The organism is Methylobacterium guangdongense (assembly GCF_038442355.1).
In the GTDB taxonomy this organism is placed as follows: Bacteria; Pseudomonadota; Alphaproteobacteria; order Rhizobiales; family Beijerinckiaceae; genus Methylobacterium; species Methylobacterium guangdongense.
On the sequence record NZ_JBBXMX010000015.1, the window covers coordinates 1 to 23,232 of the forward strand.

Genomic DNA, 23,232 nt, shown 5'->3' on the forward strand with positions numbered 1-23,232 from the left:
GGGACCACGCCCGGTCGATGCCGCGGGCGCCGCGGGGACCGGATCCCGCGCGTATCTGGCCGACACCTGGGTTCCCGCGGCGTCCCGCGTCCCGCGTGTTCGTCTCTTGGGCCATGCCCCCGGCGCCACAGGCGCGCGGGGACGATGACGCACAGCGTGAGGACAGGCTGGGGCAGGCCGGGTCAGGGATGCGGGGAGATGCGCCGCACCGTTGTTCCCTCGCCGAAAAAATCGGTCTACACGGCCGCTCCCCCGAAACCGCTTACCTGCCGCGTATGCAGGACTGAGCCCGGAGACTCGTGATCCATGCCGATTCTCACCTTCCCCGACGGCAACACCCGGGAGATCGCCGCCGGCACCACCGGCCGCGCCGTGGTCGAGGGCATCGCCAAGTCGCTGGCCAAGCGCACCGTCGCCATGGCGCTCGACGGCACGGTCGCCGACCTCGACGATCCGATCGCGCGCGACGCCCGCATCGAGTTCCTGGATCGCACCGATCCGCGCAGCCTGGAGCTGATCCGGCACGATTGCGCGCACGTGCTCGCCGAGGCGGTGCAAGCGCTCTGGCCGGAGACCCAGGTCACGATCGGCCCGGTGATCGAGAACGGCTTCTATTACGACTTCTACCGCGAGACCCCGTTCACGCCGGAGGACTTCCCGAAGATCGAGGCGAAGATGCGCGAAATCATCGCGCGCGACGCCCCCTTCACCAAGGAGGTCTGGACGCGCGAGGACGTGCGGGCGCTGTTCGCCGGCAAGGACGAAAAATTCAAGGTCGAGCTGGTCGACGCGATCCCGCCCGGCGAGGATCTGAAGATCTACCGGCAGGGCGACTGGTTCGACCTGTGCCGCGGCCCGCACATGACCTCGACCGCCAAGGTCGGCACCGCCTTCAAGCTGATGAAGGTCGCGGGCGCCTACTGGCGCGGTGATTCGAACAACCCGATGCTGACCCGCATCTACGGCACCGCTTGGGCGGCGCAGGCCGATCTCGACGATTACCTGCACCGGCTGGAGGAGGCCGAGCGCCGGGACCACCGCCGCCTCGGCCGCGAGATGAACCTGTTCCACTTCCAGGAGGAGGGGCCGGGCGTCGTCTTCTGGCACGCCAAGGGCTGGACGATCTTCCAGGAGCTGATCGCCTACATGCGCCGGCGCCTGCGCGGCGACTACGCCGAGGTGAACGCCCCGCAGATCCTCGACAAGGCCCTGTGGGAGACCTCCGGCCACTGGGGCTGGTACCGGGAGAACATGTTCGCCGCGCAGTCGGCGGGCGAGGAGGCCGAGGACAAGCGCTGGTTCGCCCTCAAGCCGATGAACTGCCCGGGCCACGTGCAGATCTTCAAGCACGGGTTGAAATCCTACCGCGACCTGCCCCTGCGCATGGCCGAGTTCGGGATCGTGCACCGCTACGAGCCGTCCGGCGCCATGCACGGGCTGATGCGCGTGCGCGGCTTCACGCAGGACGACGCCCACGTGTTCTGCACCGAGGACCAGCTCGCCGACGAGTGCCTGAAGATCAACGACCTGATCCTCTCGACCTACGCGGATTTCGGCTTCGACCAGATCGTCGTCAAGCTCTCGACCCGGCCCGAGAAGCGCGTCGGCTCCGACGCCCTCTGGGACCATGCCGAGGAGGTGATGACCCGGGTGCTGGCCCAGATCGAGGCGCAGTCGGCCGGCCGGATCAAGACCGCGGTCAACCCGGGGGAGGGCGCGTTCTACGGGCCCAAATTCGAGTACGTGCTGCGCGACGCCATCGGCCGCGACTGGCAATGCGGCACCACGCAGGTGGACTTCAACCTGCCCGAGCGGTTCGGCGCCTTCTACATCGACGCCGACGGCGCCCGGAAGCCGCCCGTGATGGTCCACCGGGCGATCTGCGGCTCGATGGAGCGCTTCACCGGCATCCTGATCGAGCACTTCGCCGGGCATTTCCCGCTCTGGCTCGCGCCCGTGCAGGTGGTGGTGGCGACGATCACCGGCGAGGCCGACGCCTACGCCCGGGACGTCATCCGCACCCTGGAGCGGGCCGGCCTGCGGGTCGAGGCAGATCTGCGCAACGAGAAGATCAACTACAAGGTCCGCGAGCACTCGCTGGCCAAGGTGCCGGTGCTGCTGGCACTCGGCAAGCGCGAGGCGGAGGAGCGGACGGTCTCGATCCGCCGGCTTGGCAGCCAGCAGACCCGCACGCTGCCGCTGACCGAGGCGGTGGCGACCTTCGTCGAGGAGGCGACCGCCCCGGACATCCGCCGGGCGCAGGCCGTGGCCGAGGCGGTCCCGACGAGCGACACGGTGCTCGACGGGCATCATGACGTGCAGCCGGCGCCCTGAGGGGCGTTGGTTTCCAGGCAGGGTTTGGCAGCCTACATATCCGCGGGCATTTCCCTCCCCCCCTCTGCGGGGGAGGGTGGCCCCTGCGAAGCAGGGGTCGGGTCGGGACGAAGTCCCACAAGGGGGGAACCCGGCTTCAGGAAGGGGCGCGACCGTCAGAATGGGCAGTGCTCTGTTCCGCACCGTCGCTCCCCTCTCCCGCCCCCCTTCGGGGGCCACCGTCCCCCGCAGAGGGGGGAGGGCGAGCTGCGGCATTGTTCGTTCTCATCCTCGAACAGAGATCTTTGACAACTCTACCCGCGGCAATCTGGCGACTGATCAGAGACATCCGGAGGAAGCCATGACCCGCATCGTCGGCCTCCTCATCCTGGGCGTCCTCGCGACTGGTGCCGCGGCGCAGAACGAGCTGGCCTGCGAGACCGTCCGCCTGGATTCCGGATCGTGCCGGCAGGACGAGACCGGCGCCCCGGCCTTCGAGCCGTCCGCCGACGGGCCGTCCTGGTGGGCCGGATGGCGCTGAGGCTCAGCCGCGCTCAGCGCGCCTTCTCGTGCTCCGCGAGGCCGACCGCCTTGTAATCGTAGGTCGGGTAGAACTCGGTGCGGTAGGCGCCCCAGGCGGTATCCTCGAGGACGCGGTTGACCTCCCGGAGCCGGGTGGCGGGCAGCCGCAGCACGATGATCTGCCCGATGCCCATCACGACGTTCCACGAGACGACCTCGATCCCGGGGGGCGGGAAGGCCTTGTAGAAGCCTTGGCGGGCGAGCTGCGCGTTCAGCTCGGCCAGGGGGCGCGACTGGTCATGGCGCAGGAAGACCGTCAGCAGGACGGCGTTGTCCGGCGTCGCGGTCGCGGAGCCCGCCGGGGGCGGGGGTGCCGTCTGCGCCTGCGCCGGCAGGGCGCAGAGCAGCGCGAGCGCCGCAAACGATCCGATCACACCTGTTGCTCGTCTCATCCGTCCTCCTCGAACCCCGTCAGCCCGGCTCGATGTCATACGAGAGGCGCAGGCGCAGGCGGACCACGCCCTGCGCGTCGCGCACAGCGATGACGTAATCCTGCCGCTCCTGCGGATCCGACAGGCCCTGGGCGATACGCGTCATCATCCGCACCGCCTGCGTCCGTGCCGCTGTCAGATCGGGGACATCAAAACCTTCCTGGTCACGAACGAGGTTGGTACCGTCATGGATATCGATGAAATAGCGGGGCACGGGCCTGAGCTCAGCGAGCGCATCGGCCCGCAAGAATCATTATCCGTTGTTTCTACGTAGTTTCAGCCCAACTATAAACCTGCATCACGCAGCGCACCTATCAAGACACAGGTGCCTGTCGGCACAGGGGTCAGCCGCCAAGCAGGCTCTCGGCGAAATCGTCCGGAATGTCGCCGAACTGGCCGAGGATCGTGACGCTGTCGAGTTCGCCGGTCTCATCATCGGCGACGACCTTCAGGGCCGCCGCGCCGGGCAGACGGGCGGCCAGCGCCTCCGCCTTCTTGAGGGCGCCAAACTCGCTCTGCGCGGGTTCCTGGCGGGCGGGGCGCAGGCGCTTGCGATGCAGCTCGAACGGCTGCACCAGGAAGGTGGTCTTCAGGGCCATGACGATCTCCTCGGTGCGGACAACGTTCGTGACCGAGGCTGCCGCGCACGCCTCACAGGCTGCGGGTGGTCACCCCGAGCGCCAAGAGCACGTAGGCGCCGATGAAGAACCATTGCCGGTGCGCCACCACCGTCCGTCCGACCATGGGGATCCGCGTGTACAGGCTGGCGACCGCCAGACCGATCAGGACGGCCGACACAAGGAAGGTCAGGAGACGGGGGGCGGAGAGCGTGGGCATGGTTCATGCTGGCGGCGGCAGGCTTACCGGACCGTTACCGGTCGAGCCCGGGGACGAAGGGCCGCTCGGCCGTCAACGGCCCCTTGGAACCCGGGAGCAACCCGAGCTCGGCGAGCCACAGCGCCACGATCGCCGCCGCGATGAGTGTCGCCAGCGAGGCCAGCCGGCCGGTCCATTGCCGCAGGACGACCATCATCACCAGGACGACGAGCAGGGCGAAGATGAGGGCCAGCAGGAGCATGGGTGGGCCATGCCACGCCGCGGCGGCGCCGTCACCACGGCGATCGCGCGCCGCAGACGCGCCGATCGGATACCTCAAGCCCGATACCGCAGATATGACTGAACTCTAGGTGCATTGCTGAATCGTTTCGCAGCCCTGGAAAGACACTCCCGCAGTCGACCGCGCCGCCGCGTCGCTGCTGCCAAGATCTGGCAAGCGATTGCCGAAAATACCCGCTTGCTGGCCGTGCCGGGCATGCCAATCATGCACCGGATGCCGGTTCATGAACAATTTTGTAACTTGCATTCAGCGGACGGAAGTAGCAAATCACTTGCGAGGGGCACACTAGGAATGTTGAAGTGACAGAAGAAACCACCGGGTCCACCCCCAACTTCATCGAGCTCGCCGGCGACATCGTCGCCGCTTACGTGTCGAACAATCCCGTCCCGGCCGCGGAGCTGCCGGCGCTGATCGCCCGCGTGCATGGGGCGATCGCAGGCCTCGTCTCGGGCTCCCTGACCCAGGAGACCGGCGCGACCGCGCAGGCCGAGGTCGACCGGCCGAGCCCCGCCCAGATCCGCAAGTCGGTCCGGCCGGACGGGATCGTCAGCTTCATCGACGGCAAGACCTACAAGACGCTCAAGCGCCACCTGACCAGCCATGGGCTGGACCCGCGGGCCTACCGGGACCGCTACGGCCTGCCGGGCGATTACCCGATGGTCGCCCCGGCCTACGCCGAGCAGCGTTCCGCCCTGGCGAAGGCGATCGGCCTCGGCCAGCCCGGCGCCATGGCCGAGCGCGAGCGCAAGGGCCGTCGGGCCGCCTGACGGCAAACGCCATCGAACAGACAGTCCAGGGATGCCCCGTTCCGAGCCGCTTGCGCGGCTCAGCAACGGGGCTTCGGGCGTTCGGTCGCGACCCGAGGCCGGCGGACCGCTGCATCGTTGCTGCGGCGCCACACTCGTCCGCGACGTTGCTCGACACGGACAAGCTGCCACACTCTGCACATAGCGTCTGCGCACGCCGGATCCCGAGACGCGAACAAGGGATGGGCGAGATGAAGCGCGAGCAGACGAAGCCGAATACGGTCGTGCCTTTTCCGGCGCATATTGCCCCCGCCGTGGCCGACGAGGACACCGCGTCGATCATCGCCGTGCTGCAGGATCACCTGGCGCTCGCCCGCGAGGGCCGGCTGCGTTCGGTGGCGATCGTGTCCGTCTCGGCGGACGGCGAGGCGATCGGAACGCAATGGTCGTGCAAGAGTGCGGATATCAGCAGCCTGATCGGCAAGCTGACGGTGCTCGCCCACGATCTGATGGCCGCGCGGAAGTGATCGCCCCGTTCTGAGCTGCGCGGCCGGTGCGGCCGACCTTCGGACAGACCGCCGAGAGTGGCCGACGATGAGACGCACCCTGCTCGCGGCCCTGCTCGCCGCCGCACCGATACCCGGCGGATTCGCCCTGGCCGAGGACACACCGGACACGGCGGCGTCCAGACGCACCGCGACCCTCGATGAGCTGGTCCGGATCGTGGGCGCTCAGGCCGGCATCGTGCTGTATTGCCGGACGCTCTATACTGTGGACGACGCGATCTCCGACGGTCTGTCGCGGACGGCCCGCCGTGCCCTCGAAGCCGCCCTGGGTCGTCGTCGGGCCGAGACCGCCATCGCCGCGGAGGGCCGGCGTGTCGCGGACGAGATCGCATCGGTCGGCGCCGACCGTTGGTGCGCCGACCAGCGTGACATCCTCAACACCGACGGCGTTCGGGTCTTCCTCGATTAGAACACCGTATACAGACGCGGATGACGGCCCGGCGGAGGGATGCGCGGTCCGACCGTGATCGAGAGCCGCCCTCTGCTGTGGCGCCATAGGCAGGCTCCAGACACCGGCTTGGCGGTATGGGGTGCCTGCGGTCGATCGGTGGAGCTCCGACCGAACGCCACCGAGCTGCTAGACTCTCGATCTCCCAGAAAGTCAGATCTCGTCGCGGCAGGAGCCGCGTTCTGCAATGCAGAACCGATTAAATTCTTGTCCCCTGCGGCCGTGTCTGCCATCATTCTGTGACGGATGACAGAAAACGGATCTCGCTGGTCTCGCTCATCCGACAAGAGCCCTGAAGGGCCGAGGGACCGGCGACGGAGGACACGCCATGTCACGCCCGCTCTACCTCGCCATCGCCCTCATTGTGTGTGGTGCCGTCGTAACGGTCTTCACCTTCGCCCGCGCCCCACGGTCGAAGGATTTCGCCGGTTGGGATGTGGCGTTCATGAGCGGAATCGGCGCCATCGCCCTCGGCTTCCTGGCGACCCTCGTCGAAGTGGTCACCGGCTAGAGCGCTCTGCGCCGGAGCGGATGCCGGTCCGGACCGGGAAGCCTGATGCGTCGCGGAGCCCGCCGCGATGTCCGACGTCCCGGCGGACGGGCCAAGAGGCAGCCCAAGAGCAGTCTATGTTCCCCAGATATCCCCGAGTTCGGTGCGGGCATCTCACGAACCAGTGAAGTGACTGCGCGAATAGCCGAAGCCGACAATTTGATCTTTTTTTCAAACCCCACATGAAGGCGCTTCGCCGATCTTCGTCGCATGTCCTTCCATGAGGCAGCGATGTTCGAACGGCGCAGCGCCCCGCGCACGATCCTGAATGAGACCGGCAGCATCTCGGTCGACGAGCACTGCAGCCTGCCCTGCATCGTGTACGATCGGTCGGTCGGCGGTATCCGCATCGCGCTTCCGGAAGCCGAGATCGTTCCGGACCGCTTCGTGCTCAGCATCGACGCAAGCAACGAGATCCTCATCTGCCAAGCCGTCTGGCGCAGGCTGGAGGAGATCGGCGCGGCGACCGAAACAACCGCGCCGATCCGTCCGGCCACGGCGGATTCCCTGTACGGACTGGGGACGGTCTGAAGCGGATCCCTCGGCCACCCGGCGCCTTGGGGTGGCACCTTCCCGACGATCGACCGTTCTCTCTCGAGGCGCCTGCGAAAGCGCGGCGCGCGGGAAGGGAAGGCCATGTCGGATCCAAAATCGCCCGACGCTGAGGAGACGCCGGACCTGCCGCAGGGTCTGCCGATGCCGCCGAACACCGGCGACATGCCGCCGCCGCGGCTGCCGCCGACTCCGGACGACGATCCGGCGCCTCCGGGCCGGGAACCGGCGCCCGATATCGACGAGGTCCCGGGCCTGTGACGGGCCTATGGGCCGCGCTGCCCATGACGTTCGCGCGCCGATTCCTCGGCATTGCCGCTTGGCTCGGCTGGATCTCGGCGGGCTCGGCCGCCGAGCAGCCGCTCAGCATCGAGCGGCTCAGCGCGGATGGCTGGGAGATCGCCGGCTATGCGGGCACGTTCGACAATCGGTCGTCCCTGATCCTGTTCCGAAAGCGGGACCGGCCGTATCTCGTGCAGTGCTCGATCCTGTATGACGTGACCCGAAACCCCCGCGTCATCACGAACTGCTATGAGCTGCACTGAGGCCAGCGCGGGACAGCCGAAGCAGTCCCCCAGCAGCGCGCTCAATCCCAATCGATGTTCAGGGACCGCTCGAAGGCGGCCGCCGACATCTCCTTGCCCTTCGGGTCGGCGACCGTGATCTCACGAAAGCCCCGACGGGCCAGTTCCCAGGTCTTCTCCATGGCCTGCTCGTCGGTCCCGCAGGCGAAGCTCATGACACGCCCGGACGGATCGATCCCCTTGACGGTGAACACACCATTCTCCTCGCTCGACTGAACTCATATAGCGCCGCTCCCGCGGTCCTGTCCCGGGACGATGGCGTGTGGACCTGGACGAGCCGCAGCGCATGATCGGGGAAGAGGCCATCGGATGACGAACGCCCGCGCGACGCCGCCGCCGAAACGCGACGCCGACTCGGTCGATCCGGGACCGGACGGCTCCCTGGACCTCGAGCGGGCCACCTCGAACAGGCCCCTGCCGGCGACCGAAACGGACCCGGATGTCGGTCTCTCGCAGAAGGGCACCGACGAGGACGCCGTGCTCCGGCGCGAGACGGAGATTTGAGGCCGGGATCGCGGGCGAACGCGCTGAACGCTGGCAGTTGTGCGACGCCCACACATCTCCGGCCACGACCGGACAGGCGGTCCTGAAGAGACCGAGCAGGGCCGACTTTCCCGGCTTCGAGATCCCGTCAGATCTGCGCGATTTCGGCGAAACCAGTCTCGGTCAGGCACGCACAGCGTTCGCCAGCGTCATGGACGCCGCGCGACGCACCACCGCCATTGTGCGCGGCTCGGCGGGCCCGCCCCCCTGCCCGGGACCTGTTCTCCCGCGGGCTGGACGACACCGAGCAGAATATCCGTGCCGCCCTGGATCTCGCCCGGAAGCTCGCTGCGGAGCCCTCAATTCCGGAAGCGACGCAGATCCGGACCGAGTTCGTGCGCGAGCGCTTCGCCGCCATCCAGGCGCAAGCCCGGGATCTGAACGGTCTTGCTCAACACGCGTTGCAGCAGAGCGTCGACCGCGCCCACATCCCGCTGCGACGGGGTGCGGGCACGGTCCGGCACGCGGGGCAGAACCTCCGACAGGCGACCGGGCAGCTCTCGCATCGAGGATAGCTGGATCGCAGCGGGGATGTGGACCGGCGGCGGGTCGAAGCGTCGTCGGCCACGACAGGGTGGGGGCTGAGATGATCGAGCGGGACATCGGTCGGCTGGCCGATGAGAGTCTGCGTCTGTGTTTCCGGCAGGCCGAACTCGCCGCACTCATGGCGACAGCGGTCCAGTATGCCTGCCTGGATCTGTATCTCGAGGGATACCGGACTCTGGCGACCACCCTGAGTGTCGCATCGGACCAGCGCGCGCGAACACGCCGTCTGATCCGGCGCGGCGTTCCACCGGCGGAGGCCGCCCGTGCGTTGCACCTCGTCTGATCCCGGGGTGCGGACCGGCACCCCCGACGTAGCTTCGGATCCAGGGCGTCCCGGATGGATCGCCCCGGATCCGATCCTCAGCGGTGCGCCTTGACGGACGCCTGAGCCAGGGATCCGGTCGTCATCGGTGCGCCCCGAAGATCGCTGTCCACGGCGGGGACCGGCTGCGGCGTGGTCGTCAGGGTCGCGAGCCGGCGCCCCTGCTGCACGGCCACGGCCTGATCGCGATAGAGCGGGGGCGTCAGATTCAGGTGGTCGTCGGCTGTGGCCGGGCTGGCGAAGAGGGCGGCCGAGGTGAGCGCCGCCGACGCGAGGATGACAATCATGCGCATGGTGCGTCTCCGTTTCGATCGCAGGTCGGGTCGCTGGGGGCGACCGGGATCGAACGTAGCCGTATTTTGTGCAGCGCGGCATGTTGATCGTGCAATGCACCATAACGCAGCATCGGAACTGTCGTGCAGGGATCAGCCCTCGTCTTCAGGCGTGAAACGCAGTCGATCACGATGATCGCCATGCATTCAATGCAAATGAAATAAACTTCACCCCTCATCTCTTCAAACAAAATTCAAAGTCGCGTGAGATGGAATTTGATGGAGCGTCCATTTTTCGGCGATGAGGACTCGAGATCCGGCTTCTATGTCGCGATGATCGCAGCGACACGAATCGGCAACACGTTCGCCAGATCCACGTCACACGGGGGCGCTATCGAGCGTTCGACCCGCGCAGCACCCGGAGCGACGGCATGACGCCCGCTGATCTCGACAAACGTGCAGAGCTGACCGTCTGGCCGAAACGCGCGCCCGGGCATTCGGCGCAGGGCCGCCCATTCGCGACACTGCGCGAGGCGCTCGCCGTCGCCATGCAGGCGATCGAGGCCGAAGATGCGCAGCCCTGGATCATCACCGAGGCGGGCGACATCCTTTCACCGCGCTGGATCCAGGCGAACGGCCAGTCCCACGCCCTGCAGTAGGATCAGCTGTCGCGGCGCGGGGCCGGCCGCTCAGCAGCCGATGCAGATGTCGTGCACGACATGCGTGTGCCGGGGGCCCGTACGCTGGTTCGGAAGCTGACCGCCGGAGGACGAGATCCCGGTGCCGAGGGCTGGGAGCCGGCGACGGCCCTGGCCGGGATCGATCGGAGGCGGGGCAGGGGCAGCCGATTGCGCGGCCGGCTCGGCAGCCTCGCTCTTCACCATGCCGGGCTCGGGCAGCGTGAGGGCCATGCCGGGAACGGGGGGCACCGGGGCGAACTCCCCCGCCCGCGCCGGCGCACACGTCGTAAGAAGCGCGAGGACGAGCCGGCACCGCACACGCATCCCATACGCCCTCCGCGGCAATAGCGACCGGCGCATCCGCGCCGGTGCGATGGGTCAGGTCCTCAATAAGCCCGGCCGTAATAGGGCTGCGAGACCGGCCGATAGCGGTCGCTCACCGGCCACGTATAGGGCTGGTCCTTGACGGCGCGCAGATTGGCCCGGAACGACGGCTCCTTGAAGCCGAGATTATGGTGGATCGGGGCTTTCCCGGCCCCGCGAGGCTGAGGACCCGCCTCGCGCGCGGAGGCCGCGCTCGACAGCCCCAGAACGAGAACGGCCGCCAGTGCGGCGCAGCCCGGAATGACGCTCATCTCCGTCTCCTGTCCCGGCCGAGGTGCCGGCGCGGAAAGAACGGCGGCGCTGGAATGGCGGTTCCGGACCCGGTCGCTCAGAATGTGCCGTCGCCGCCGAGGCAGGCCGCCGCGAGGGTGCCGCCGCAGACATCGTTGACCCGGATCGGCGCGGCGGCCGCACCGCCGATACCCGCGCCGCCGGGCGCCCCGCCGCCGGCCTGAGCCGTACGGGCCGTCTGGACGAGATCCGGGTTCGTCACCGTAGTCGGAGCGGCCGTGATCCCGGCGCCGCCCGTGGCCGTGCCGGCCGCCCCGGTCGTGATCGCCCCCGTTGTCAGGCCCGTGACGGTCGCCGTCCCAGCCGCGGCTGCCCCGAACCCCGAGGAAGCAGTCCCGAGGGCGGCTGCGTCGACGGCATTCGCGGTCCCGCCCGAGGCGAGGCCGGACGCCGTCGTGGCGTCGGTGCCTAAGCCCGTGGCGACCCCCGATGCGCGGCCGATCCCGGCACCGGATGTGCCGAACGCGGATGTCCCGAAGGTGGATGTGCCCAGCCCGGTGAGCCGTGAGCCGGTCAGGCCCGATGTGAGCCCCGATGTGAGGCCCGTGGCATTCGTCGTGAACGCCGCGTTGCTCCCGAGGCTGGTCGTCCCGAAGGCCGTGGAGAGGGCGCTCCCCGAGAGTGATCCGAGGGCCGCGTTCGATGCCGATCCCGTGGCCGTGCCGAAGCCGCCCAGCGTCCCGGCGGCGCCGGTCCGGCTCGTGCCGAGCGTCAGGCCGGTGACCCCGGCGCCGCCGGTGGTTCCGGTGCTCGACGTGAGTCCGAGTTGGCCGGCACCGCGCTGCCCGCTGCCGGGGGCTCCGATCGTGCCGCCGCCCCCGCCACCGCCGCCGAAGCTGAGCTGGCCGGCATTCAGGATCCCGCCGGTCTGGGCCGAGAGGGTCGGGAACGGCCCGGTCGTGGACGTGCCCCCCAGGCTGAGCTGCCCGGGATTGGCGATCGCGGTGATCGGCTCCAGCGAGGCCGCACTCGGCGCCGTCGCGGTCGCCGACAGGCTCTGCGCGGAGGCCGGGGCGGCAATCGGGAGCAGCAGGATGGCGAGCCAGGCGCGCATGACGGTCTCCGCACGACGGGTGCGAGGGCCAACCGACCCCGGCCAGGGTCGTTCCGGCGACCCTGCGACGCGGCCCGGCCTTCATGCTGCCGGAAAGACGGTGTCGTTTCGGGCCAGGATCCCATCAACTCACCATCGTGCCCGTGCCAGATTCCTTCGCCCAAGGCTTGCGCCGCGTCGGCTGGCTCGCCGGCCTGCCGGCGCTCGCGCTGATCTGGGCGGGCGCGACGCTCTACGCCGCCCCGCGGATCGCCGAGCGGCTGGAGGCCGAGGGGGCGCGGGTGGCGGCCGGCACGGCCACCGAGACCGGCGAGCCCTGGCTGCGCCTCACGGTCGAGGGCCGCGACCTCGTGGCGGCCGGCGAGGCGCCGGATGCGGGCGCCCGCGCCGCCACCCTGTTTCGCCTCGCCGTCCTCGACGGGCCCCGGCGCATCGTCTCACGTATCGGCCTCGTCGAGACCGCCGCGCCGTTCCAGTGGGCGGCGATCCGCGTGGGGCCGGCCCAGGTCGCCCTGGAGGGAAGCCGGCCGGTGGAGATCGGGCGCAGGGCCCTGGAGGTGCGGGTCACCGGGGCCCTCGGCCCCGGCACCAGCCTTGACGACACCGCCCGGGCCGCCAAGGGCGCGCCGCCGGATTTTCCGAGCGCGGCGGCCTTCCTGGCGGCGCGGCTCTCCGGACTGGCGTCCGGCGGGCGGGCCGCGCTCAGCGACACCGTGCTCAGCCTGTCGGGCGAGGCCGTCGACGTGCCGGCCTACGAGGCGCTGCGGGCCGCCCTGGCTGAGCCGCCGGCGGGGTTCAGCATCGGCCGCGTCGAGATCCTGCCACCGCGGGTGGCGCAGTACCGCTTCACAGTCGAGAAGGAAGCGGGCGGGATCGTGCTCGACGGCTTCGTCCCCTCCGCGGCCGACCGCGAGGCTGCCAAGCGGGCCGCCCAGGAGGCCGCGCAGGAGACCGCTGGCGCGACGGTCGACGACCGGCTGGTGGCCGCCCGGGGGCTCGATCCGGCGATCGATCCCAAGGGGCTGATCGCCTTCGCGTTCCGCCTCGCCGCGCTGATCCAGACGGGCCGGGTGACCTTCACGGACGGCGCGATGTCGGTCAGCGGCGACGCCATGGACGCGCAGGCGATTCCCGATGCCGAGGCGCTGATGCGCGACGGCCGCCCCGCCGGGGTCGCGGCCGGGCGGATCAGCCTGTCGGCCCGGCCGCTCTCGCCCTACCGGGTGGCGATCCGCCGGACGCCGGAGGCGGTGACGCTGACCGGGCACGTGCCGGACGTGGCCACCCGGGAGCGGGTGCTCGATGCGCTCAGGCCCCGCCTGTTCCGCGAGCCGATCCTCGACCGGACGCGCCTCGCCGACGGGGCGCCGCCAAATCTCGGGGCGGCGCTGGCCGCCGCGGCGCCCCTGGTGGCCGACCTCGCCACGGGCGAGGCCAGCGTCTCCGACCGGACGCTGACGCTGACCGGGGAGAGCCTCTACCGCGAGGTCGCCGCCCGCGCCTCCGACCGGCTCGCCGAGGCGCTGCCCCCGGGCTGGACCGGGCGGGCCTCGGTCTCGGCCCGGCAGCCGGCCGAGCGGCGCGACCCGGCGACCTGCCGGGCCGATTTCGCCGCCGCCACCGCGGGGGCGGATCTGCGCTTCCCGGCGGACAGCGCCGTGCCGGGCCCGGCCTTCTACCCGACCCTCGACGCCCTGGCGGCCCTGGCCAAGGCCTGCCCCAGCCTGCGCATCGCCGTCTCGGGCCCCGCCGATCCCGCGAAGGCCCCGCCGACACCGGCCGCCGGCCCGGGGGAGGGCGCCCATCCGGCCGCGCCGCCGGAGCCCGAGCGGACCCGCGTCGCCAGCACCGCCGAGGCTCCCCCCGGCAATCCGGCGGCCAGACCGGAGGCGAAGCCGGCCGACAAGCACGACGCCAAAGCGGAGGCCAAGCCTGCGCCCAATCGATCCGCCAATCGATCCGGCAAAGAGGCCGACAAGGACGCCACGAAGCGTGGCAAGGCGGCCCCGAAGAAGCCCGAACCGGCCGCCGAGGAACCGCCGCAGGACCTGCCCCGGCTGCGCGCCCAGGCCGTGGTGGAGTATCTGCTCCAGGCCGGCGCCCGGGCGGATCAGGTGATCATCCTGACGGATCAGGCGCCCGCCGGCCGCGTCACCTTCGCGCTGCAGCCGTGAGGCCCCGTCGATCCGTCGCGCGCCCCGCTGCACGCGGGCGCCGCATCCGTTTGGAGACCGCACGGCCGTGATGCTGCTGCTCGATGGATTCTGGCCCGGACTCGCCGGGGCGGGGGCACTCGGCCTCGGGGTCGGCGCGCTCGCGGGCTGGCCGGACCGGTACGCGATCCCGCTCGGCCTGTTCGTGGCGGCGGGCCTCCTGGCGGCGGCGGCGCTCGCGGCCCTCGTGCCCGGCCTGCCCGGTCTCTGGCTGGAGGGCGCGGCCCTGCTCCTGCCCCTCTACGTCGCGGGCTGCGCCCTCGGGGCGCTGGGGCGCCGCCTCGCCGTCCGGCGCTGAGCCTCCGGGAACCGCCCCGCCCCCGGCCCGCGTTGCCTCGTCAGACGGGCCCGAGGCCCACCCCTTCGACGAGGCCACCATGTCGACGACCGACCGACGTAAGCGCCCGATCCGCGCCGCCCTCCGCCTGCCGCGCCCCCGGGCGGGCGCCGCCGCCACCGGCCTGTTCCTGACTGCGCTCGCGCTCGCCGCCGCGACGATGCCGCTCAGCGAGCCCGCCGACGCCACCACCGCCCACGGCACCGCGCAGGCGGCCCTGACCAGCCCGGCCCGCTGAAGGCAACGGGCAGCTCTGCCCGCGCGTCTCCCTCCCCCGCAGAGCGACGGGCTACACAGGTTGCAGGGTCGTCGGCAGGTCGAAGCGCAGGTCCCCTCTCCCGTGCGGGAGAGGGGCAGGGTGAGGGGCGAGACCGTTCCGAACCCAGCGCGTCCTGTACGCGGATCGATCATGCGCTCGATCCTGAGCGTTCTCCTCCCTCACCCCTACCCTCTCCCGCTCGGGAGAGGGGGCGCGTCGCGCTCCGTCATGAGCCTCATGCCTCAAACCTGTGTAGCCCGTAGCCGCACGGGGGGAGGGGGCGGCGCGGGGGCGCGTGCCTGTCCCATGAAACGACAGACCACCACCCCCGGAAGCAACCGTCACCCCACCCGAGCCGTTGTTCGCCCGGGCCCGTGGCGGGCACCGGGGAGGGGCGCATGGGACTGCTCGAATCGGCGATCGGCGGCGTGCTCGGACAGGTGTTCGGCGGGCAGAAGGGCGGCGCCGGCGGGATGTCGCCCCTGGTGAAGGCCCTGCTGATGCTGCTCCTCGCCAAGGACGCGGGCGGCGGCTTCGGCGACATCTTCGGGCGCGGGCGCCAGGGCGAGCCGGGCCCCGAGGCCGACCGCTCCGGTGGCGCCGGACCCTACGGGCGCGATCCCGGCCAGCACCCCGCCGATACCGGCGGACGCCGGCCCGACGACAATGGCGATATCGGCGGCTGGGACCAGTATGGCGGTCGCCGCGACAGCGGCCCGGACGGCACCGTCGACCCGTCCCTGCCGCCCGGCGATTTTTCGGATTTGTCCGGCATGCTCGACGGCCCCGGCGCCGCCCCGGCCCCGAGCCGCGCCGCCCCGGCGGGGCAAGGGGATGTCGGCGGGGATCTCGGCGGCCTCGACGGGCTGGTGGACCGCTTCCGCCAGGGGGGCCTCGGCGACGTGATCGAGTCCTGGATCGGCCACGGCGCCAACCGCCCGGTGGCCCCGGACCAGCTCGCCCGGGCGCTCGGCCCCGACACGGTGGACACCCTCCAGCAGCAGACCGGGATGGACCGCGAGACGCTTCTTTCCCAGTTGGCCCAGGCGCTGCCGGAGGTGGTGCACACGCTCACGCCGCAGGGGCGGGTGCCGGGGGAGGCGGAGCGGCGGGGGTGGTGATCACCGGTTTATTTCGCAATTTCAAGTTGCTGTCTGGCTATTCTCAAAATAGGCTCGTCGAACGTCTAGGTAGCACGATTTGCGAGCCGGTATGAAGCGCCAAGGAAAAGGGCCAAACAGCAACAAGATTAGAGGCGATGCTTTCAGAGATCGCTTACGGGACATATGCATCGCGGCAGGTTATTCCCCAATCAAGGAAAGCAAAGAGAATGGGAAAGACGTCGATCTGTGTTTCGAGGTATTTAGGGTACCAAAACCTGTCAGGATAGCTATCGAGGCCAAATATTACCATCAAAACTTAGGTCGGCGCTTAATCGACGAGATCATCGGATCCTACAAAAATGCCATCGAACGAAGAATAGTAGATGAAGTTTGGGTCGTATCATCGAGTGACTTTTCTGCCGATGCGCGAGATACATTGAATAGAAATTCTGGTTTTTATGCATTGACTTATGAGGACTTTATTAGAGGCCTGATCAATTTTCCAAAATACATCGAGCAGTTACGACTCGAAATTGAACACGATGGAATATCTGAATATTACGTCGACCAGTTTTTTGAAAGCGGAACTTTAGCTGTCGAACATCTACTTAAATGGCACAGCGGCAACTTGAATCGACCTGCGGCAGTTCTCTCAACTTACGGAATGGGAAAAAGCTCCCTTGCCAAAGTTTTTGCCTATAAATTGACAGAACAATGGCGCAAGGATCCATTAAACAGGATACCAATCTTAATAAGGCTAGGCGATCTATCCGCTCAGCAACGAATTGATGGCCTACTTGGATCTATATTCACAAGCGATCTTCAAGTTTCTGGATATTCGTTCCCGCTCTTTCAGAAGCTCAACAATCTCGGCTATCTAACTTTGATCTTAGATGGTTTAGACGAAATGCGCTACGCAATGAGATGGGATGACTTCAACTACAATTTTTCACAGCTAAAAATATTAATTACCCAAAATACTAAATGCATTATGCTAGGCCGCCCGAATACTTTTCAGAATGCAAGGGAATATAAAGCAGTAATCGAGGGATCAAAATACATTGGAAACCTGGAAACAAAAGCCGCTGGGGCGCTGGAGTTCGAGCGATTAGATCTAATGCCTTTCCAGGATAAGGATATTGACGAGTTTTTCATCGGCTATCTACGCAAATTCTTTAGAAAATCGCCCTCCATCACAGAGCAAACAATAAAAGCGCGTGTAGCTGAAATACGCTCCTTGAACTTGGACGGTTTGTTTTCTCGTCCGGTACATGCGAAGATGATGGCCGACATTGCGTCTGACTTAAAAATATCATTGAAAAAATTTACCAGATACGAGCTTTACGATGCATTCATAGAAACAATTCTCACTCGCGACTTCGATAGGCATAAAGGCGTTGGACTTTCTTCCAAGGATCGAAGGACGTTTCTTGCAAACTTAGCTTTAGATAGCTTTTTTAACGAGAGAGAACATTTTACGATTTCCCAAATCAATTTAGAAATCTATCGAGACTTTGTAAAGGAAAATGACGCGGATGGGATACTCCGTGAGCTGATGTCTGGCTCTTTGATTGAGACAAAACTCGGCGATGTGTTTCATTTTTCCCACCGATCGTTTCAAGAATTCTTGATTGCTGACAAAATATCAACCGCTCCTGCTGAGTGCATCGATATTCTTGCTTCCCGCGGCATCACAAATGAAACTATTGATTTCATCGCAGACAATCCGTCAACAGAAAAGGTATTCGAAGTGTATAATTTGATATGTAGCAGAAAATATTTTAGTGTTTATTTGTATCACATTATCTCTCAACTATATCGTAGATTAGCTCCTTTGAAGGATGAGCTTAGAAGTAATCCTAAAACCCTTTGGTCGTGGTTGATGGCAGTCTCGACCATGGTGCAAATAGATCGCCCGCAATCTGTTCAAAGTGTAGAAAAATATTTCGCGCTACTTAATGGCGTAGACAATGTGAAATCGGATGCTTATTCACCTCTATTTATTCAGCAACTTATTGCAATCGCTGAAAATCCAAACGACGAAAATTCTAGCTACGATGTTGCGCTCACAGGCGGCTTTCTCAAGTATTGCTTGACAGAACTTCCATTCTCAAGATTATTAAAGAATCCGTCGTCTGTGTATGTGATACGCAATGAAGATGGTATTTTTGCGAAGGCCTTTGCGGAAACTTGTTTTTTACAGCGGTCGAAGGAAGGAAATTTACAGATTGTTACCAACATTGTCGATTCCGAAAAACATGCCCGGTATATAAAAAGCGAGTTTTTAAGCTATTACATTGCCCGAAACCAATCTTCAATCTTTGATTTAGACGAATTAGGGCCGCAGAAAGATCCATCACTTACTGCGTTAAGACGACTGGTCGCGAGTTCAAAAGATTTGCCGAAATTCGTAGTAGAAGATCGGGTTACACGCAAACCTGTACGGCGATAAAGTCCCGATAAGAGGCCTCTAGATGGCGGGATTTCTTTTATAAAACCCGCCGCATCACCAAGCTCGCATTCGTCCCACCAAACCCAAACGAGTTCGACAGCACCACATCCACCTGCTTCCGCTTCGCCTCGAACGGCACCAGATCGATCTTGGTCTCGACCGAGGGGTTGTCGAGGTTGAGCGTCGGCGGGATGACGTTGTCGCGCAGGACGAGGATCGAAAAGATCGCCTCGACCGAGCCGGCGGCGCCCAGCAGGTGGCCGACCGAGCTCTTGGTGGACGACATGGTGGCGTGCGCGGCGGCGTCGCCCAGGAGGCGCTCCACGGCCTTCAGCTCCAGCTCGTCGCCCATGGGCGTCGAGGTGCCGTGGGCGTTGATGTAGCCGATCTCGGCCGGCGAGATCCCGGCCCGCTTCACCGCCGCGCTCATGCAGCGGAAGGCGCCATCGCCGTCCGGGGACGGGGAGGTGATGTGGTAGGCGTCGCCCGAGAGGCCGTAGCCCACCACCTCGGCGTAGATCTTCGCGCCGCGGGCCTTGGCGTGCTCGTACTCCTCCAGCACCACGATGCCGGCGCCCTCGCCCATGAGGAAGCCGTCGCGGTCGCGGTCGTAGGGGCGGGAGGCTTTTTCCGGCGTGTCGTTGAAGCCCGTGGTCAGCGCCCGGCAGGCGGAGAAGCCCGCGATCGAGAGGCGGTTCACCGGCGACTCGGCGCCGCCCGCCACCATCACGTCGGCGTCGCCGAGCGCGATCAGGCGGCTCGCGTCGCCGATGGCGTGGGCGCCCGTGGAGCAGGCCGTCACGACCGCGTTGTTCGGGCCCTTCAGGCCGTGGGCGATCGAGACCTGGCCGGAGGCGAGGTTGATGATCCGGCCCGGGATGAAGAACGGCGAGATCCGGCGGGGCCCCTTCTCGTGCAGGGTCACGGAGGCGTCGTAGATGCCGCCGATGCCGCCGATGCCGGAGCCGATCAGCACGCCGGTGGCGCACTGGTCCTCGTGGCTCTTGGGCGCCCAGCCGGCATCCTTCAGCGCCTCGTCGGCCGCCGCCATCGCGTAGACGATGAACGGATCGACCTTGCGCTGCTCCTTCACCTCCATCACGAGGTCGGGGTTGAAGGTGCCGTCGGTGCCGTCGCCGAAGGGGACCTGCGCGGCGATCCGGCAGGGCAGGTCGGCGGATTCGAAGCCGCGGATCGGGCCGGCGCCGCTGTCGCCCGCGATCAGCCGGCTCCAGGTGTGCTCCACCCCGCAGCCCAGCGGCGTGACCATCCCCAGACCCGTGACCACCACCCGCCGCATCGCACTCGTCCCGTCTTGGATCGCGCGCCCGGTCCGCCGGAGCGCATCGTCTATAACGGCCGGAGGCGGATTCGGTCCCGGCTCCGAGCCTTCAAAACGCAGGACGGCGCGGGGGCTGGTCCGCCTCACCCGCGCCGCATGGAAGGAAAATCCGGCGCCGTTACGCGGCGGAGTTCTTCTCCAGGAACTTCACGGCGTCGCCGACCGTCTGGATGGTCTCGGCCGCGTCGTCCGGGATCTCGACGTTGAACTCCTCCTCGAAGGCCATCACCAGCTCGACCGTGTCGAGGCTGTCGGCACCGAGGTCGTCGATGAAGTTGGCGCTCTCGACCACCTTCTCGGGCTCGACGCCCAGGTGCTCGACGACGATCTTCTTCACGCGCTCAGCGATATCGCTCATCGGTCTTCCGTCCTCGTCCTTTAAGTCTGTCAGTCTTCTCGGGGTGGTGCTGGACCGCGTCGCGCCCTTGCGGGCTTGTTGAGCGGCCGGTGTCCGATTGCGCGTGCTTCTGACGGTGAACCGGCAAGGTGCACCGAGATGCCCCCACCGGGAGGCCCTTGGACTGAAAACCCGCTGAACCGTCAACCCCCTGCGCGGCTGCGGGGGGTTGGTAGCACAGGGGTCCCCGTCTGGCGAGGGGCCGTTCAGAAACCCTTCACGGGTGTGGCGTTTGCGTGCCGGGGCACTTGATTCGCCACGCTTCGGACGGGGTCAGGACCAGTAAACGGGCGCTAGTACATCGCCATGCCGCCGTTGACGTGGAGCGTGTGGCCGGTGACGTAGCCGGCCTCCGCGGAGGACAGGTAGAGGCAGGCGGCGGCGACCTCCGCGCCCTCGCCGAGTCGCCCGGCCGGGACCCGGGTGAGGATGCCCTCGCGCTGCTTCTCGTTGAGCGCGTCGGTCATCGGCGAGCTGATGAAGCCCGGGGCGACGCAGTTGACGGTGATTCCGCGGGAGGCGACCTCGGCGGCGAGCGCCTTGGTCAGGCCCACGAGGCCGGCCTTGGCGGCGGCGTAGTTGCCCTGGCCGGGATTGCCGGTCGAGCCCACCACCGAGCCGATGTTGACGATCCGCCCGAACCGGCGGCGCATCATGCCCTTCACGGCGGCCCGCGACAGGCGGAAGGCGGCGGTGAGGTTGACCGAGAGCACCTGCTCCCATTCCTCGTCCTTCATCCGCATGAACAGGTTGTCCCGGGTGATGCCGGCATTGTTCACGAGGATGTCGAGGGGGCCGATCGCGGCCTCGGCGGCCGGGACGAGGCCCTCGACCGAATCCTTGTCGGACAGGTCGGCGACCACCGGGCTCGCCCGCTCGCCGAGTTCCGCCGCCAGCGCCTCCAGGTTCGCCTGCCGGGTGCCCGAGAGGGCGACATGCGCGCCCTGCGCGTGCAGCGCCCGGGCGATCGCCTGCCCGAGGCCGCCGGTGGCGCCGGTGACGAGGGCCTTCCGGCCGGTGAGATCGAACATGCGGGGCTCCTCTGAAATCGTTTGGGTTTCAAAAGGCCGAGGCCTTTTGCGGGTGCAGGGCGGAGCCCTGCGAAGATCCGTCAGGGCTCCGCCCCGACACCCCGCCAAAGGGCTGAAGCCCTTTGGAAACCCGTTACAGCGCGAAGGCCGCCACGTCCGTGGGCGTGCCGATCGCGGTGGCGGAGGCCTGCGGCGCGATGCGCTTGACGAGGCCGGTGAGCACCTTGCCGGCGCCAAGCTCGTAGAACCGGTCGACGCCCGCCTCCGCCATGGCGGCGACGCTCTCGCGCCAGCGCACCGTGCCGGTGACCTGCTCGACCAGCGCCTTGCGGATCGCCTCCGGCTCGGCGACCGGCGCGGCCGTCACGTTGGCGTAGAGCGTGACCCGCGGGGCGTTCAGCGTCACGGCGGCGAGCGCCTGGGCCATGGCCTCGGCGGCGGGGGCCATCAGCCGGCAATGGAATGGTGCCGAGACGTTGAGCATCACGGCCCGCTTGATCCCGCGGCCGGCGGCGAGGCCGATGGCCCGCTCCACGGCTTCCCGGTCGCCCGACAGCACCACCTGCCCGCCGCCATTGTCGTTGGCGACATCGCAGACCGCGCCGCCGCCGGCCTGCTCGGCGAGGGACCGGGCCGTGTCGAGATCGGTCCCGATCAAGGCCGCCATCGCGCCCGCGCCCGGCGCCACCGCCTCCTGCATGGCCGCGCCGCGCAGGCGCAGGAGCTTGGCGGCATCGGCGATCGTCAGGCTGCCGGCGGCGGCGAGCGCTGCGTATTCGCCCAGCGAATGCCCGGCCACGCAGGCGACGTCGCGGGTGAGGTCCAGCCCGCGCTCGGCCTCCAGCACCCGCAGAACCGCGAGGCTCGCCGCCATCAGGGCCGGCTGAGCGTTGGTGGTGAGGGTCAGCTCCTCGACCGGCCCCTCGAACATCAGGCGCGACAGGGGCTGGCCGAGGGCGGCATCGACCTCGTCGAGCACGGCCTTCGCCTGCGGGAACGCCGCCGCGAGGTCCCGCGCCATGCCGACCGCCTGGCTGCCCTGACCGGGGAAGATGAGTGCGCGCATGACCCAACGGCGGCGGGTTCACGCCACCCCTCGATAGGTTTCAGAGGAACAGGGCCGGCGGATTCGCATCGGGCGCCGCGGGTGTCAACGATGCGGCGCACAAACCCTCGGGCGGCGCCTACGGCTCACCCCTCGTTGAAGAAATCAACGAGACCAGTGTCGAGATTGTAGGCGGCCCCGACCACCCGCAGCCGACCCGCCCTCAACGGCTCGGAAATGACCGGCTCGGCGCCCAGGCGCAGGCGCGCGACCGCACGGTCGACATTGGCGCGGACCGCGTGCTCGATCCGATCGCCCGGCCTGTCCCGCACCGAGAGCACCGCCGGCACGATCGGCCCGAGCATGTGCTCGACCGCCTCCGGAAACCGGGCATTGGTGTCGACGATGCTTGCCGCCGCTTCTACGGCGCCGCAGCGACTGTGCCCCATGATCACGATCAGCGGGACGCCGAGATGCTCCACGGCATACTCGATGGAGCCCAACGCCGTCGTGTCGACGGTGTTGCCCGCATTGCGCACGATGAACACGTCGCCAAGTCCCTGCCCGAACACGATCTCCGGCGCGACGCGGCTGTCGGAGCAGCTCACCAGCACGCAGAAAGGTGCTTGGCCGGCGGCGATCTCGATGCGGCGCCTGTACCTGGACCGTGCAGGCAGGCAATTCGGCCCGGTAGGCAGCGTTGCCCTCTTTGAGCTTCTGAAGCGCCTCGTCGGGGGTCAGGCCGGAATGTCCGGCGCCGTGCGGCGCAGCGTGCGCGGCCCATGCGCCACCGGCGACGATGCCGACACCGAGCGCGCAACCGCATTTCAGGAACTGCCGACGCGGCAACCCATGTCTCATGAAAGCCCCCTCGTGAGCCCGGTGGCCCGGCACGATCCAGATCAGGCCATCGATCAATCGGTCAAGACACAGATGTGATCGTCTAAATTTTTGCACTTTCGATCGATATTGGGGCGTATATTCGAGAATACGCAGATAAATATCTCTGCTTATTTTCTTAAATGCTCAAAACTACAGAGTCTATGCTTTTGCAAACGCGAAGCTTCGACGA

General features: G+C 67.2%; 34 protein-coding genes. 19 read left to right on the forward strand and 15 right to left on the reverse strand.

Going from position 1 to position 23,232, the window contains the following annotated elements:
* Window positions 1-306 precede the first annotated feature (306 nt).
* Both thrS and AAHG09_RS23015 read left to right on the forward strand, forming a co-directional pair.
* The gene (thrS, locus tag AAHG09_RS23010; RefSeq protein ID WP_342109837.1) at window positions 307-2,334 is read left to right on the forward strand and encodes a threonine--tRNA ligase; all 2,028 of its coding nucleotides are present in this window, start codon (window positions 307-309) and stop codon (window positions 2,332-2,334) included.
* A gap of 340 nt (window positions 2,335-2,674) precedes the next feature.
* Window positions 2,675-2,854, forward strand: coding sequence for a hypothetical protein (locus AAHG09_RS23015; RefSeq protein ID WP_342109838.1), 180 nt, complete (start codon window positions 2,675-2,677; stop codon window positions 2,852-2,854).
* A 13-nt stretch (window positions 2,855-2,867) separates the two neighbouring features.
* Here the strand turns inward: AAHG09_RS23015 and AAHG09_RS23020 are convergent, their stop codons facing one another.
* The 5 genes from AAHG09_RS23020 to AAHG09_RS23040 form a co-directional block, all read right to left on the reverse strand.
* Entirely contained in the window at window positions 2,868-3,287 is a 420-nt protein-coding gene (locus tag AAHG09_RS23020; RefSeq protein ID WP_342109839.1) for a hypothetical protein, read from the reverse strand.
* A gap of 19 nt (window positions 3,288-3,306) precedes the next feature.
* Window positions 3,307-3,540, reverse strand: a complete 234-nt coding sequence (locus AAHG09_RS23025; RefSeq protein WP_342109966.1) for a DUF6894 family protein — start codon at window positions 3,538-3,540, stop codon at window positions 3,307-3,309.
* A gap of 130 nt (window positions 3,541-3,670) precedes the next feature.
* The gene (locus tag AAHG09_RS23030) at window positions 3,671-3,925 is read right to left on the reverse strand and encodes a hypothetical protein (protein ID WP_342109840.1); all 255 of its coding nucleotides are present in this window, start codon (window positions 3,923-3,925) and stop codon (window positions 3,671-3,673) included.
* A 52-nt stretch (window positions 3,926-3,977) separates the two neighbouring features.
* Window positions 3,978-4,163: a hypothetical protein gene (locus AAHG09_RS23035; RefSeq protein WP_243927608.1), complete on the reverse strand. Its 186-nt coding sequence runs from the start codon at window positions 4,161-4,163 to the stop codon at window positions 3,978-3,980.
* A 34-nt stretch (window positions 4,164-4,197) separates the two neighbouring features.
* Complete coding sequence (locus AAHG09_RS23040; RefSeq protein WP_342109841.1) at window positions 4,198-4,404, reverse strand: hypothetical protein; 207 nt, start codon at window positions 4,402-4,404, stop codon at window positions 4,198-4,200.
* 338 nt (window positions 4,405-4,742) lie between these two features.
* Here AAHG09_RS23040 and AAHG09_RS23045 point away from each other — a divergent pair, with 338 nt between their 5' ends.
* The 7 genes from AAHG09_RS23045 to AAHG09_RS23075 all read left to right on the forward strand — a co-directional run bounded on the left by AAHG09_RS23045 (window position 4,743) and on the right by AAHG09_RS23075 (window position 7,850).
* A complete protein-coding gene (locus AAHG09_RS23045; RefSeq protein ID WP_342109842.1) occupies window positions 4,743-5,210 on the forward strand; it encodes a Ros/MucR family transcriptional regulator in 468 nt (155 codons plus the stop codon).
* Between the two features lie 230 nt (window positions 5,211-5,440).
* On the forward strand, window positions 5,441-5,716 hold the full coding sequence (locus tag AAHG09_RS23050) for a hypothetical protein (protein WP_160533554.1): 276 nt from the start codon (window positions 5,441-5,443) through the stop codon (window positions 5,714-5,716).
* Window positions 5,717-5,783: 67 nt separating this feature from the next.
* Window positions 5,784-6,164: a hypothetical protein gene (locus AAHG09_RS23055; RefSeq protein ID WP_342109843.1), complete on the forward strand. Its 381-nt coding sequence runs from the start codon at window positions 5,784-5,786 to the stop codon at window positions 6,162-6,164.
* Between the two features lie 367 nt (window positions 6,165-6,531).
* On the forward strand, window positions 6,532-6,714 hold the full coding sequence (locus tag AAHG09_RS23060; protein WP_342109844.1) for a hypothetical protein: 183 nt from the start codon (window positions 6,532-6,534) through the stop codon (window positions 6,712-6,714).
* A 270-nt stretch (window positions 6,715-6,984) separates the two neighbouring features.
* Window positions 6,985-7,284, forward strand: a complete 300-nt coding sequence (locus tag AAHG09_RS23065; RefSeq protein ID WP_342109845.1) for a PilZ domain-containing protein — start codon at window positions 6,985-6,987, stop codon at window positions 7,282-7,284.
* Window positions 7,285-7,389: 105 nt separating this feature from the next.
* Window positions 7,390-7,566 (forward strand): hypothetical protein, encoded by a 177-nt coding sequence (locus tag AAHG09_RS23070; RefSeq protein ID WP_342109846.1) that lies wholly within the window; start codon window positions 7,390-7,392, stop codon window positions 7,564-7,566.
* 23 nt (window positions 7,567-7,589) lie between these two features.
* A complete protein-coding gene (locus AAHG09_RS23075; protein ID WP_342109847.1) occupies window positions 7,590-7,850 on the forward strand; it encodes a hypothetical protein in 261 nt (86 codons plus the stop codon).
* A 41-nt stretch (window positions 7,851-7,891) separates the two neighbouring features.
* On the opposite strand, the gene AAHG09_RS23080 is transcribed toward AAHG09_RS23075, so the two are convergent.
* The gene (locus AAHG09_RS23080) at window positions 7,892-8,083 is read right to left on the reverse strand and encodes a hypothetical protein (protein WP_342109848.1); all 192 of its coding nucleotides are present in this window, start codon (window positions 8,081-8,083) and stop codon (window positions 7,892-7,894) included.
* A gap of 115 nt (window positions 8,084-8,198) precedes the next feature.
* On the opposite strand from AAHG09_RS23080, the gene AAHG09_RS23085 reads away from it, so the two are divergent.
* From AAHG09_RS23085 to AAHG09_RS23095, 3 genes are all read left to right on the forward strand, one after another.
* Window positions 8,199-8,393, forward strand: coding sequence for a hypothetical protein (locus AAHG09_RS23085; RefSeq protein ID WP_342109849.1), 195 nt, complete (start codon window positions 8,199-8,201; stop codon window positions 8,391-8,393).
* A gap of 218 nt (window positions 8,394-8,611) precedes the next feature.
* The gene (locus AAHG09_RS31980) at window positions 8,612-8,947 is read left to right on the forward strand and encodes a phasin family protein (protein ID WP_412760078.1); all 336 of its coding nucleotides are present in this window, start codon (window positions 8,612-8,614) and stop codon (window positions 8,945-8,947) included.
* Window positions 8,948-9,018: 71 nt separating this feature from the next.
* Window positions 9,019-9,261 (forward strand): hypothetical protein, encoded by a 243-nt coding sequence (locus tag AAHG09_RS23095; protein ID WP_342109851.1) that lies wholly within the window; start codon window positions 9,019-9,021, stop codon window positions 9,259-9,261.
* 77 nt (window positions 9,262-9,338) lie between these two features.
* Here AAHG09_RS23095 and AAHG09_RS23100 read toward each other — a convergent pair whose 3' ends face one another.
* On the reverse strand, window positions 9,339-9,587 hold the full coding sequence (locus AAHG09_RS23100; protein ID WP_342109852.1) for a hypothetical protein: 249 nt from the start codon (window positions 9,585-9,587) through the stop codon (window positions 9,339-9,341).
* Window positions 9,588-10,003: 416 nt separating this feature from the next.
* Here AAHG09_RS23100 and AAHG09_RS23105 point away from each other — a divergent pair, with 416 nt between their 5' ends.
* Window positions 10,004-10,231: a hypothetical protein gene (locus tag AAHG09_RS23105; RefSeq protein WP_342109854.1), complete on the forward strand. Its 228-nt coding sequence runs from the start codon at window positions 10,004-10,006 to the stop codon at window positions 10,229-10,231.
* A gap of 30 nt (window positions 10,232-10,261) precedes the next feature.
* Here AAHG09_RS23105 and AAHG09_RS23110 read toward each other — a convergent pair whose 3' ends face one another.
* The 3 genes from AAHG09_RS23110 to AAHG09_RS23120 all read right to left on the reverse strand — a co-directional run bounded on the left by AAHG09_RS23110 (window position 10,262) and on the right by AAHG09_RS23120 (window position 11,981).
* Window positions 10,262-10,501 carry a hypothetical protein gene (locus AAHG09_RS23110; protein ID WP_342109855.1) on the reverse strand — a complete coding sequence of 80 codons (240 nt, stop codon included), beginning with the start codon at window positions 10,499-10,501 and terminating at the stop codon, window positions 10,262-10,264.
* Between the two features lie 137 nt (window positions 10,502-10,638).
* Complete coding sequence (locus AAHG09_RS23115) at window positions 10,639-10,887, reverse strand: hypothetical protein (protein ID WP_342109856.1); 249 nt, start codon at window positions 10,885-10,887, stop codon at window positions 10,639-10,641.
* Between the two features lie 77 nt (window positions 10,888-10,964).
* Complete coding sequence (locus tag AAHG09_RS23120; RefSeq protein WP_342109857.1) at window positions 10,965-11,981, reverse strand: hypothetical protein; 1,017 nt, start codon at window positions 11,979-11,981, stop codon at window positions 10,965-10,967.
* 143 nt (window positions 11,982-12,124) lie between these two features.
* Here AAHG09_RS23120 and AAHG09_RS23125 point away from each other — a divergent pair, with 143 nt between their 5' ends.
* The 5 genes from AAHG09_RS23125 to AAHG09_RS23145 all read left to right on the forward strand — a co-directional run bounded on the left by AAHG09_RS23125 (window position 12,125) and on the right by AAHG09_RS23145 (window position 18,345).
* Entirely contained in the window at window positions 12,125-14,155 is a 2,031-nt protein-coding gene (locus AAHG09_RS23125; protein WP_342109858.1) for a BON domain-containing protein, read from the forward strand.
* A gap of 70 nt (window positions 14,156-14,225) precedes the next feature.
* Window positions 14,226-14,492, forward strand: coding sequence for a hypothetical protein (locus AAHG09_RS23130; protein ID WP_412760079.1), 267 nt, complete (start codon window positions 14,226-14,228; stop codon window positions 14,490-14,492).
* Window positions 14,493-14,571: 79 nt separating this feature from the next.
* Window positions 14,572-14,769 (forward strand): hypothetical protein, encoded by a 198-nt coding sequence (locus AAHG09_RS23135; protein WP_342109860.1) that lies wholly within the window; start codon window positions 14,572-14,574, stop codon window positions 14,767-14,769.
* Between the two features lie 419 nt (window positions 14,770-15,188).
* Window positions 15,189-15,911: a YidB family protein gene (locus AAHG09_RS23140; RefSeq protein ID WP_342109861.1), complete on the forward strand. Its 723-nt coding sequence runs from the start codon at window positions 15,189-15,191 to the stop codon at window positions 15,909-15,911.
* A gap of 91 nt (window positions 15,912-16,002) precedes the next feature.
* Entirely contained in the window at window positions 16,003-18,345 is a 2,343-nt protein-coding gene (locus AAHG09_RS23145) for a restriction endonuclease (RefSeq protein WP_342109862.1), read from the forward strand.
* A gap of 37 nt (window positions 18,346-18,382) precedes the next feature.
* Here AAHG09_RS23145 and fabF read toward each other — a convergent pair whose 3' ends face one another.
* From fabF to AAHG09_RS23170, 5 genes are all read right to left on the reverse strand, one after another.
* Window positions 18,383-19,645 carry a beta-ketoacyl-ACP synthase II gene (gene fabF / locus AAHG09_RS23150; RefSeq protein WP_342109863.1) on the reverse strand — a complete coding sequence of 421 codons (1,263 nt, stop codon included), beginning with the start codon at window positions 19,643-19,645 and terminating at the stop codon, window positions 18,383-18,385.
* A gap of 160 nt (window positions 19,646-19,805) precedes the next feature.
* Window positions 19,806-20,045 carry an acyl carrier protein gene (locus tag AAHG09_RS23155; RefSeq protein WP_007559070.1) on the reverse strand — a complete coding sequence of 80 codons (240 nt, stop codon included), beginning with the start codon at window positions 20,043-20,045 and terminating at the stop codon, window positions 19,806-19,808.
* A gap of 332 nt (window positions 20,046-20,377) precedes the next feature.
* On the reverse strand, window positions 20,378-21,115 hold the full coding sequence (fabG, locus tag AAHG09_RS23160) for a 3-oxoacyl-[acyl-carrier-protein] reductase (protein ID WP_342109864.1): 738 nt from the start codon (window positions 21,113-21,115) through the stop codon (window positions 20,378-20,380).
* 133 nt (window positions 21,116-21,248) lie between these two features.
* Window positions 21,249-22,181: an ACP S-malonyltransferase gene (fabD, locus tag AAHG09_RS23165; RefSeq protein ID WP_342109865.1), complete on the reverse strand. Its 933-nt coding sequence runs from the start codon at window positions 22,179-22,181 to the stop codon at window positions 21,249-21,251.
* Between the two features lie 125 nt (window positions 22,182-22,306).
* On the reverse strand, window positions 22,307-22,774 hold the full coding sequence (locus AAHG09_RS23170) for a carbonic anhydrase (protein ID WP_342109866.1): 468 nt from the start codon (window positions 22,772-22,774) through the stop codon (window positions 22,307-22,309).
* A gap of 31 nt (window positions 22,775-22,805) precedes the next feature.
* Between AAHG09_RS23170 and AAHG09_RS23175 the strand changes: the two genes are divergently transcribed.
* Complete coding sequence (locus AAHG09_RS23175) at window positions 22,806-23,099, forward strand: hypothetical protein (protein WP_342109867.1); 294 nt, start codon at window positions 22,806-22,808, stop codon at window positions 23,097-23,099.
* Window positions 23,100-23,232: the final 133 nt, after the last annotated feature.

Coding starts and splice junctions, on each gene's coding strand:
- thrS (WP_342109837.1), top strand. CDS start 307: ATGCCGATTCTCACCTTCCCCGACGGCAACACCCGGGAGATCGCCGCC.
- AAHG09_RS23015 (WP_342109838.1), top strand. CDS start 2,675: ATGACCCGCATCGTCGGCCTCCTCATCCTGGGCGTCCTCGCGACTGGT.
- AAHG09_RS23020 (WP_342109839.1), bottom strand. CDS start 3,287: ATGAGACGAGCAACAGGTGTGATCGGATCGTTTGCGGCGCTCGCGCTG.
- AAHG09_RS23030 (WP_342109840.1), bottom strand. CDS start 3,925: ATGGCCCTGAAGACCACCTTCCTGGTGCAGCCGTTCGAGCTGCATCGC.
- AAHG09_RS23035 (WP_243927608.1), bottom strand. CDS start 4,163: ATGCCCACGCTCTCCGCCCCCCGTCTCCTGACCTTCCTTGTGTCGGCC.
- AAHG09_RS23040 (WP_342109841.1), bottom strand. CDS start 4,404: ATGCTCCTGCTGGCCCTCATCTTCGCCCTGCTCGTCGTCCTGGTGATG.
- AAHG09_RS23050 (WP_160533554.1), top strand. CDS start 5,441: ATGAAGCGCGAGCAGACGAAGCCGAATACGGTCGTGCCTTTTCCGGCG.
- AAHG09_RS23055 (WP_342109843.1), top strand. CDS start 5,784: ATGAGACGCACCCTGCTCGCGGCCCTGCTCGCCGCCGCACCGATACCC.
- AAHG09_RS23060 (WP_342109844.1), top strand. CDS start 6,532: ATGTCACGCCCGCTCTACCTCGCCATCGCCCTCATTGTGTGTGGTGCC.
- AAHG09_RS23065 (WP_342109845.1), top strand. CDS start 6,985: ATGTTCGAACGGCGCAGCGCCCCGCGCACGATCCTGAATGAGACCGGC.
- AAHG09_RS23070 (WP_342109846.1), top strand. CDS start 7,390: ATGTCGGATCCAAAATCGCCCGACGCTGAGGAGACGCCGGACCTGCCG.
- AAHG09_RS23075 (WP_342109847.1), top strand. CDS start 7,590: ATGACGTTCGCGCGCCGATTCCTCGGCATTGCCGCTTGGCTCGGCTGG.
- AAHG09_RS23085 (WP_342109849.1), top strand. CDS start 8,199: ATGACGAACGCCCGCGCGACGCCGCCGCCGAAACGCGACGCCGACTCG.
- AAHG09_RS23095 (WP_342109851.1), top strand. CDS start 9,019: ATGATCGAGCGGGACATCGGTCGGCTGGCCGATGAGAGTCTGCGTCTG.
- AAHG09_RS23100 (WP_342109852.1), bottom strand. CDS start 9,587: ATGATTGTCATCCTCGCGTCGGCGGCGCTCACCTCGGCCGCCCTCTTC.
- AAHG09_RS23105 (WP_342109854.1), top strand. CDS start 10,004: ATGACGCCCGCTGATCTCGACAAACGTGCAGAGCTGACCGTCTGGCCG.
- AAHG09_RS23115 (WP_342109856.1), bottom strand. CDS start 10,887: ATGAGCGTCATTCCGGGCTGCGCCGCACTGGCGGCCGTTCTCGTTCTG.
- AAHG09_RS23120 (WP_342109857.1), bottom strand. CDS start 11,981: ATGCGCGCCTGGCTCGCCATCCTGCTGCTCCCGATTGCCGCCCCGGCC.
- AAHG09_RS23130 (WP_412760079.1), top strand. CDS start 14,226: ATGCTGCTGCTCGATGGATTCTGGCCCGGACTCGCCGGGGCGGGGGCA.
- AAHG09_RS23135 (WP_342109860.1), top strand. CDS start 14,572: ATGTCGACGACCGACCGACGTAAGCGCCCGATCCGCGCCGCCCTCCGC.
- AAHG09_RS23140 (WP_342109861.1), top strand. CDS start 15,189: ATGGGACTGCTCGAATCGGCGATCGGCGGCGTGCTCGGACAGGTGTTC.
- AAHG09_RS23145 (WP_342109862.1), top strand. CDS start 16,003: ATGAAGCGCCAAGGAAAAGGGCCAAACAGCAACAAGATTAGAGGCGAT.
- fabF (WP_342109863.1), bottom strand. CDS start 19,645: ATGCGGCGGGTGGTGGTCACGGGTCTGGGGATGGTCACGCCGCTGGGC.
- AAHG09_RS23155 (WP_007559070.1), bottom strand. CDS start 20,045: ATGAGCGATATCGCTGAGCGCGTGAAGAAGATCGTCGTCGAGCACCTG.
- fabG (WP_342109864.1), bottom strand. CDS start 21,115: ATGTTCGATCTCACCGGCCGGAAGGCCCTCGTCACCGGCGCCACCGGC.
- fabD (WP_342109865.1), bottom strand. CDS start 22,181: ATGCGCGCACTCATCTTCCCCGGTCAGGGCAGCCAGGCGGTCGGCATG.
- AAHG09_RS23175 (WP_342109867.1), top strand. CDS start 22,806: ATGCGGCGCCTGTACCTGGACCGTGCAGGCAGGCAATTCGGCCCGGTA.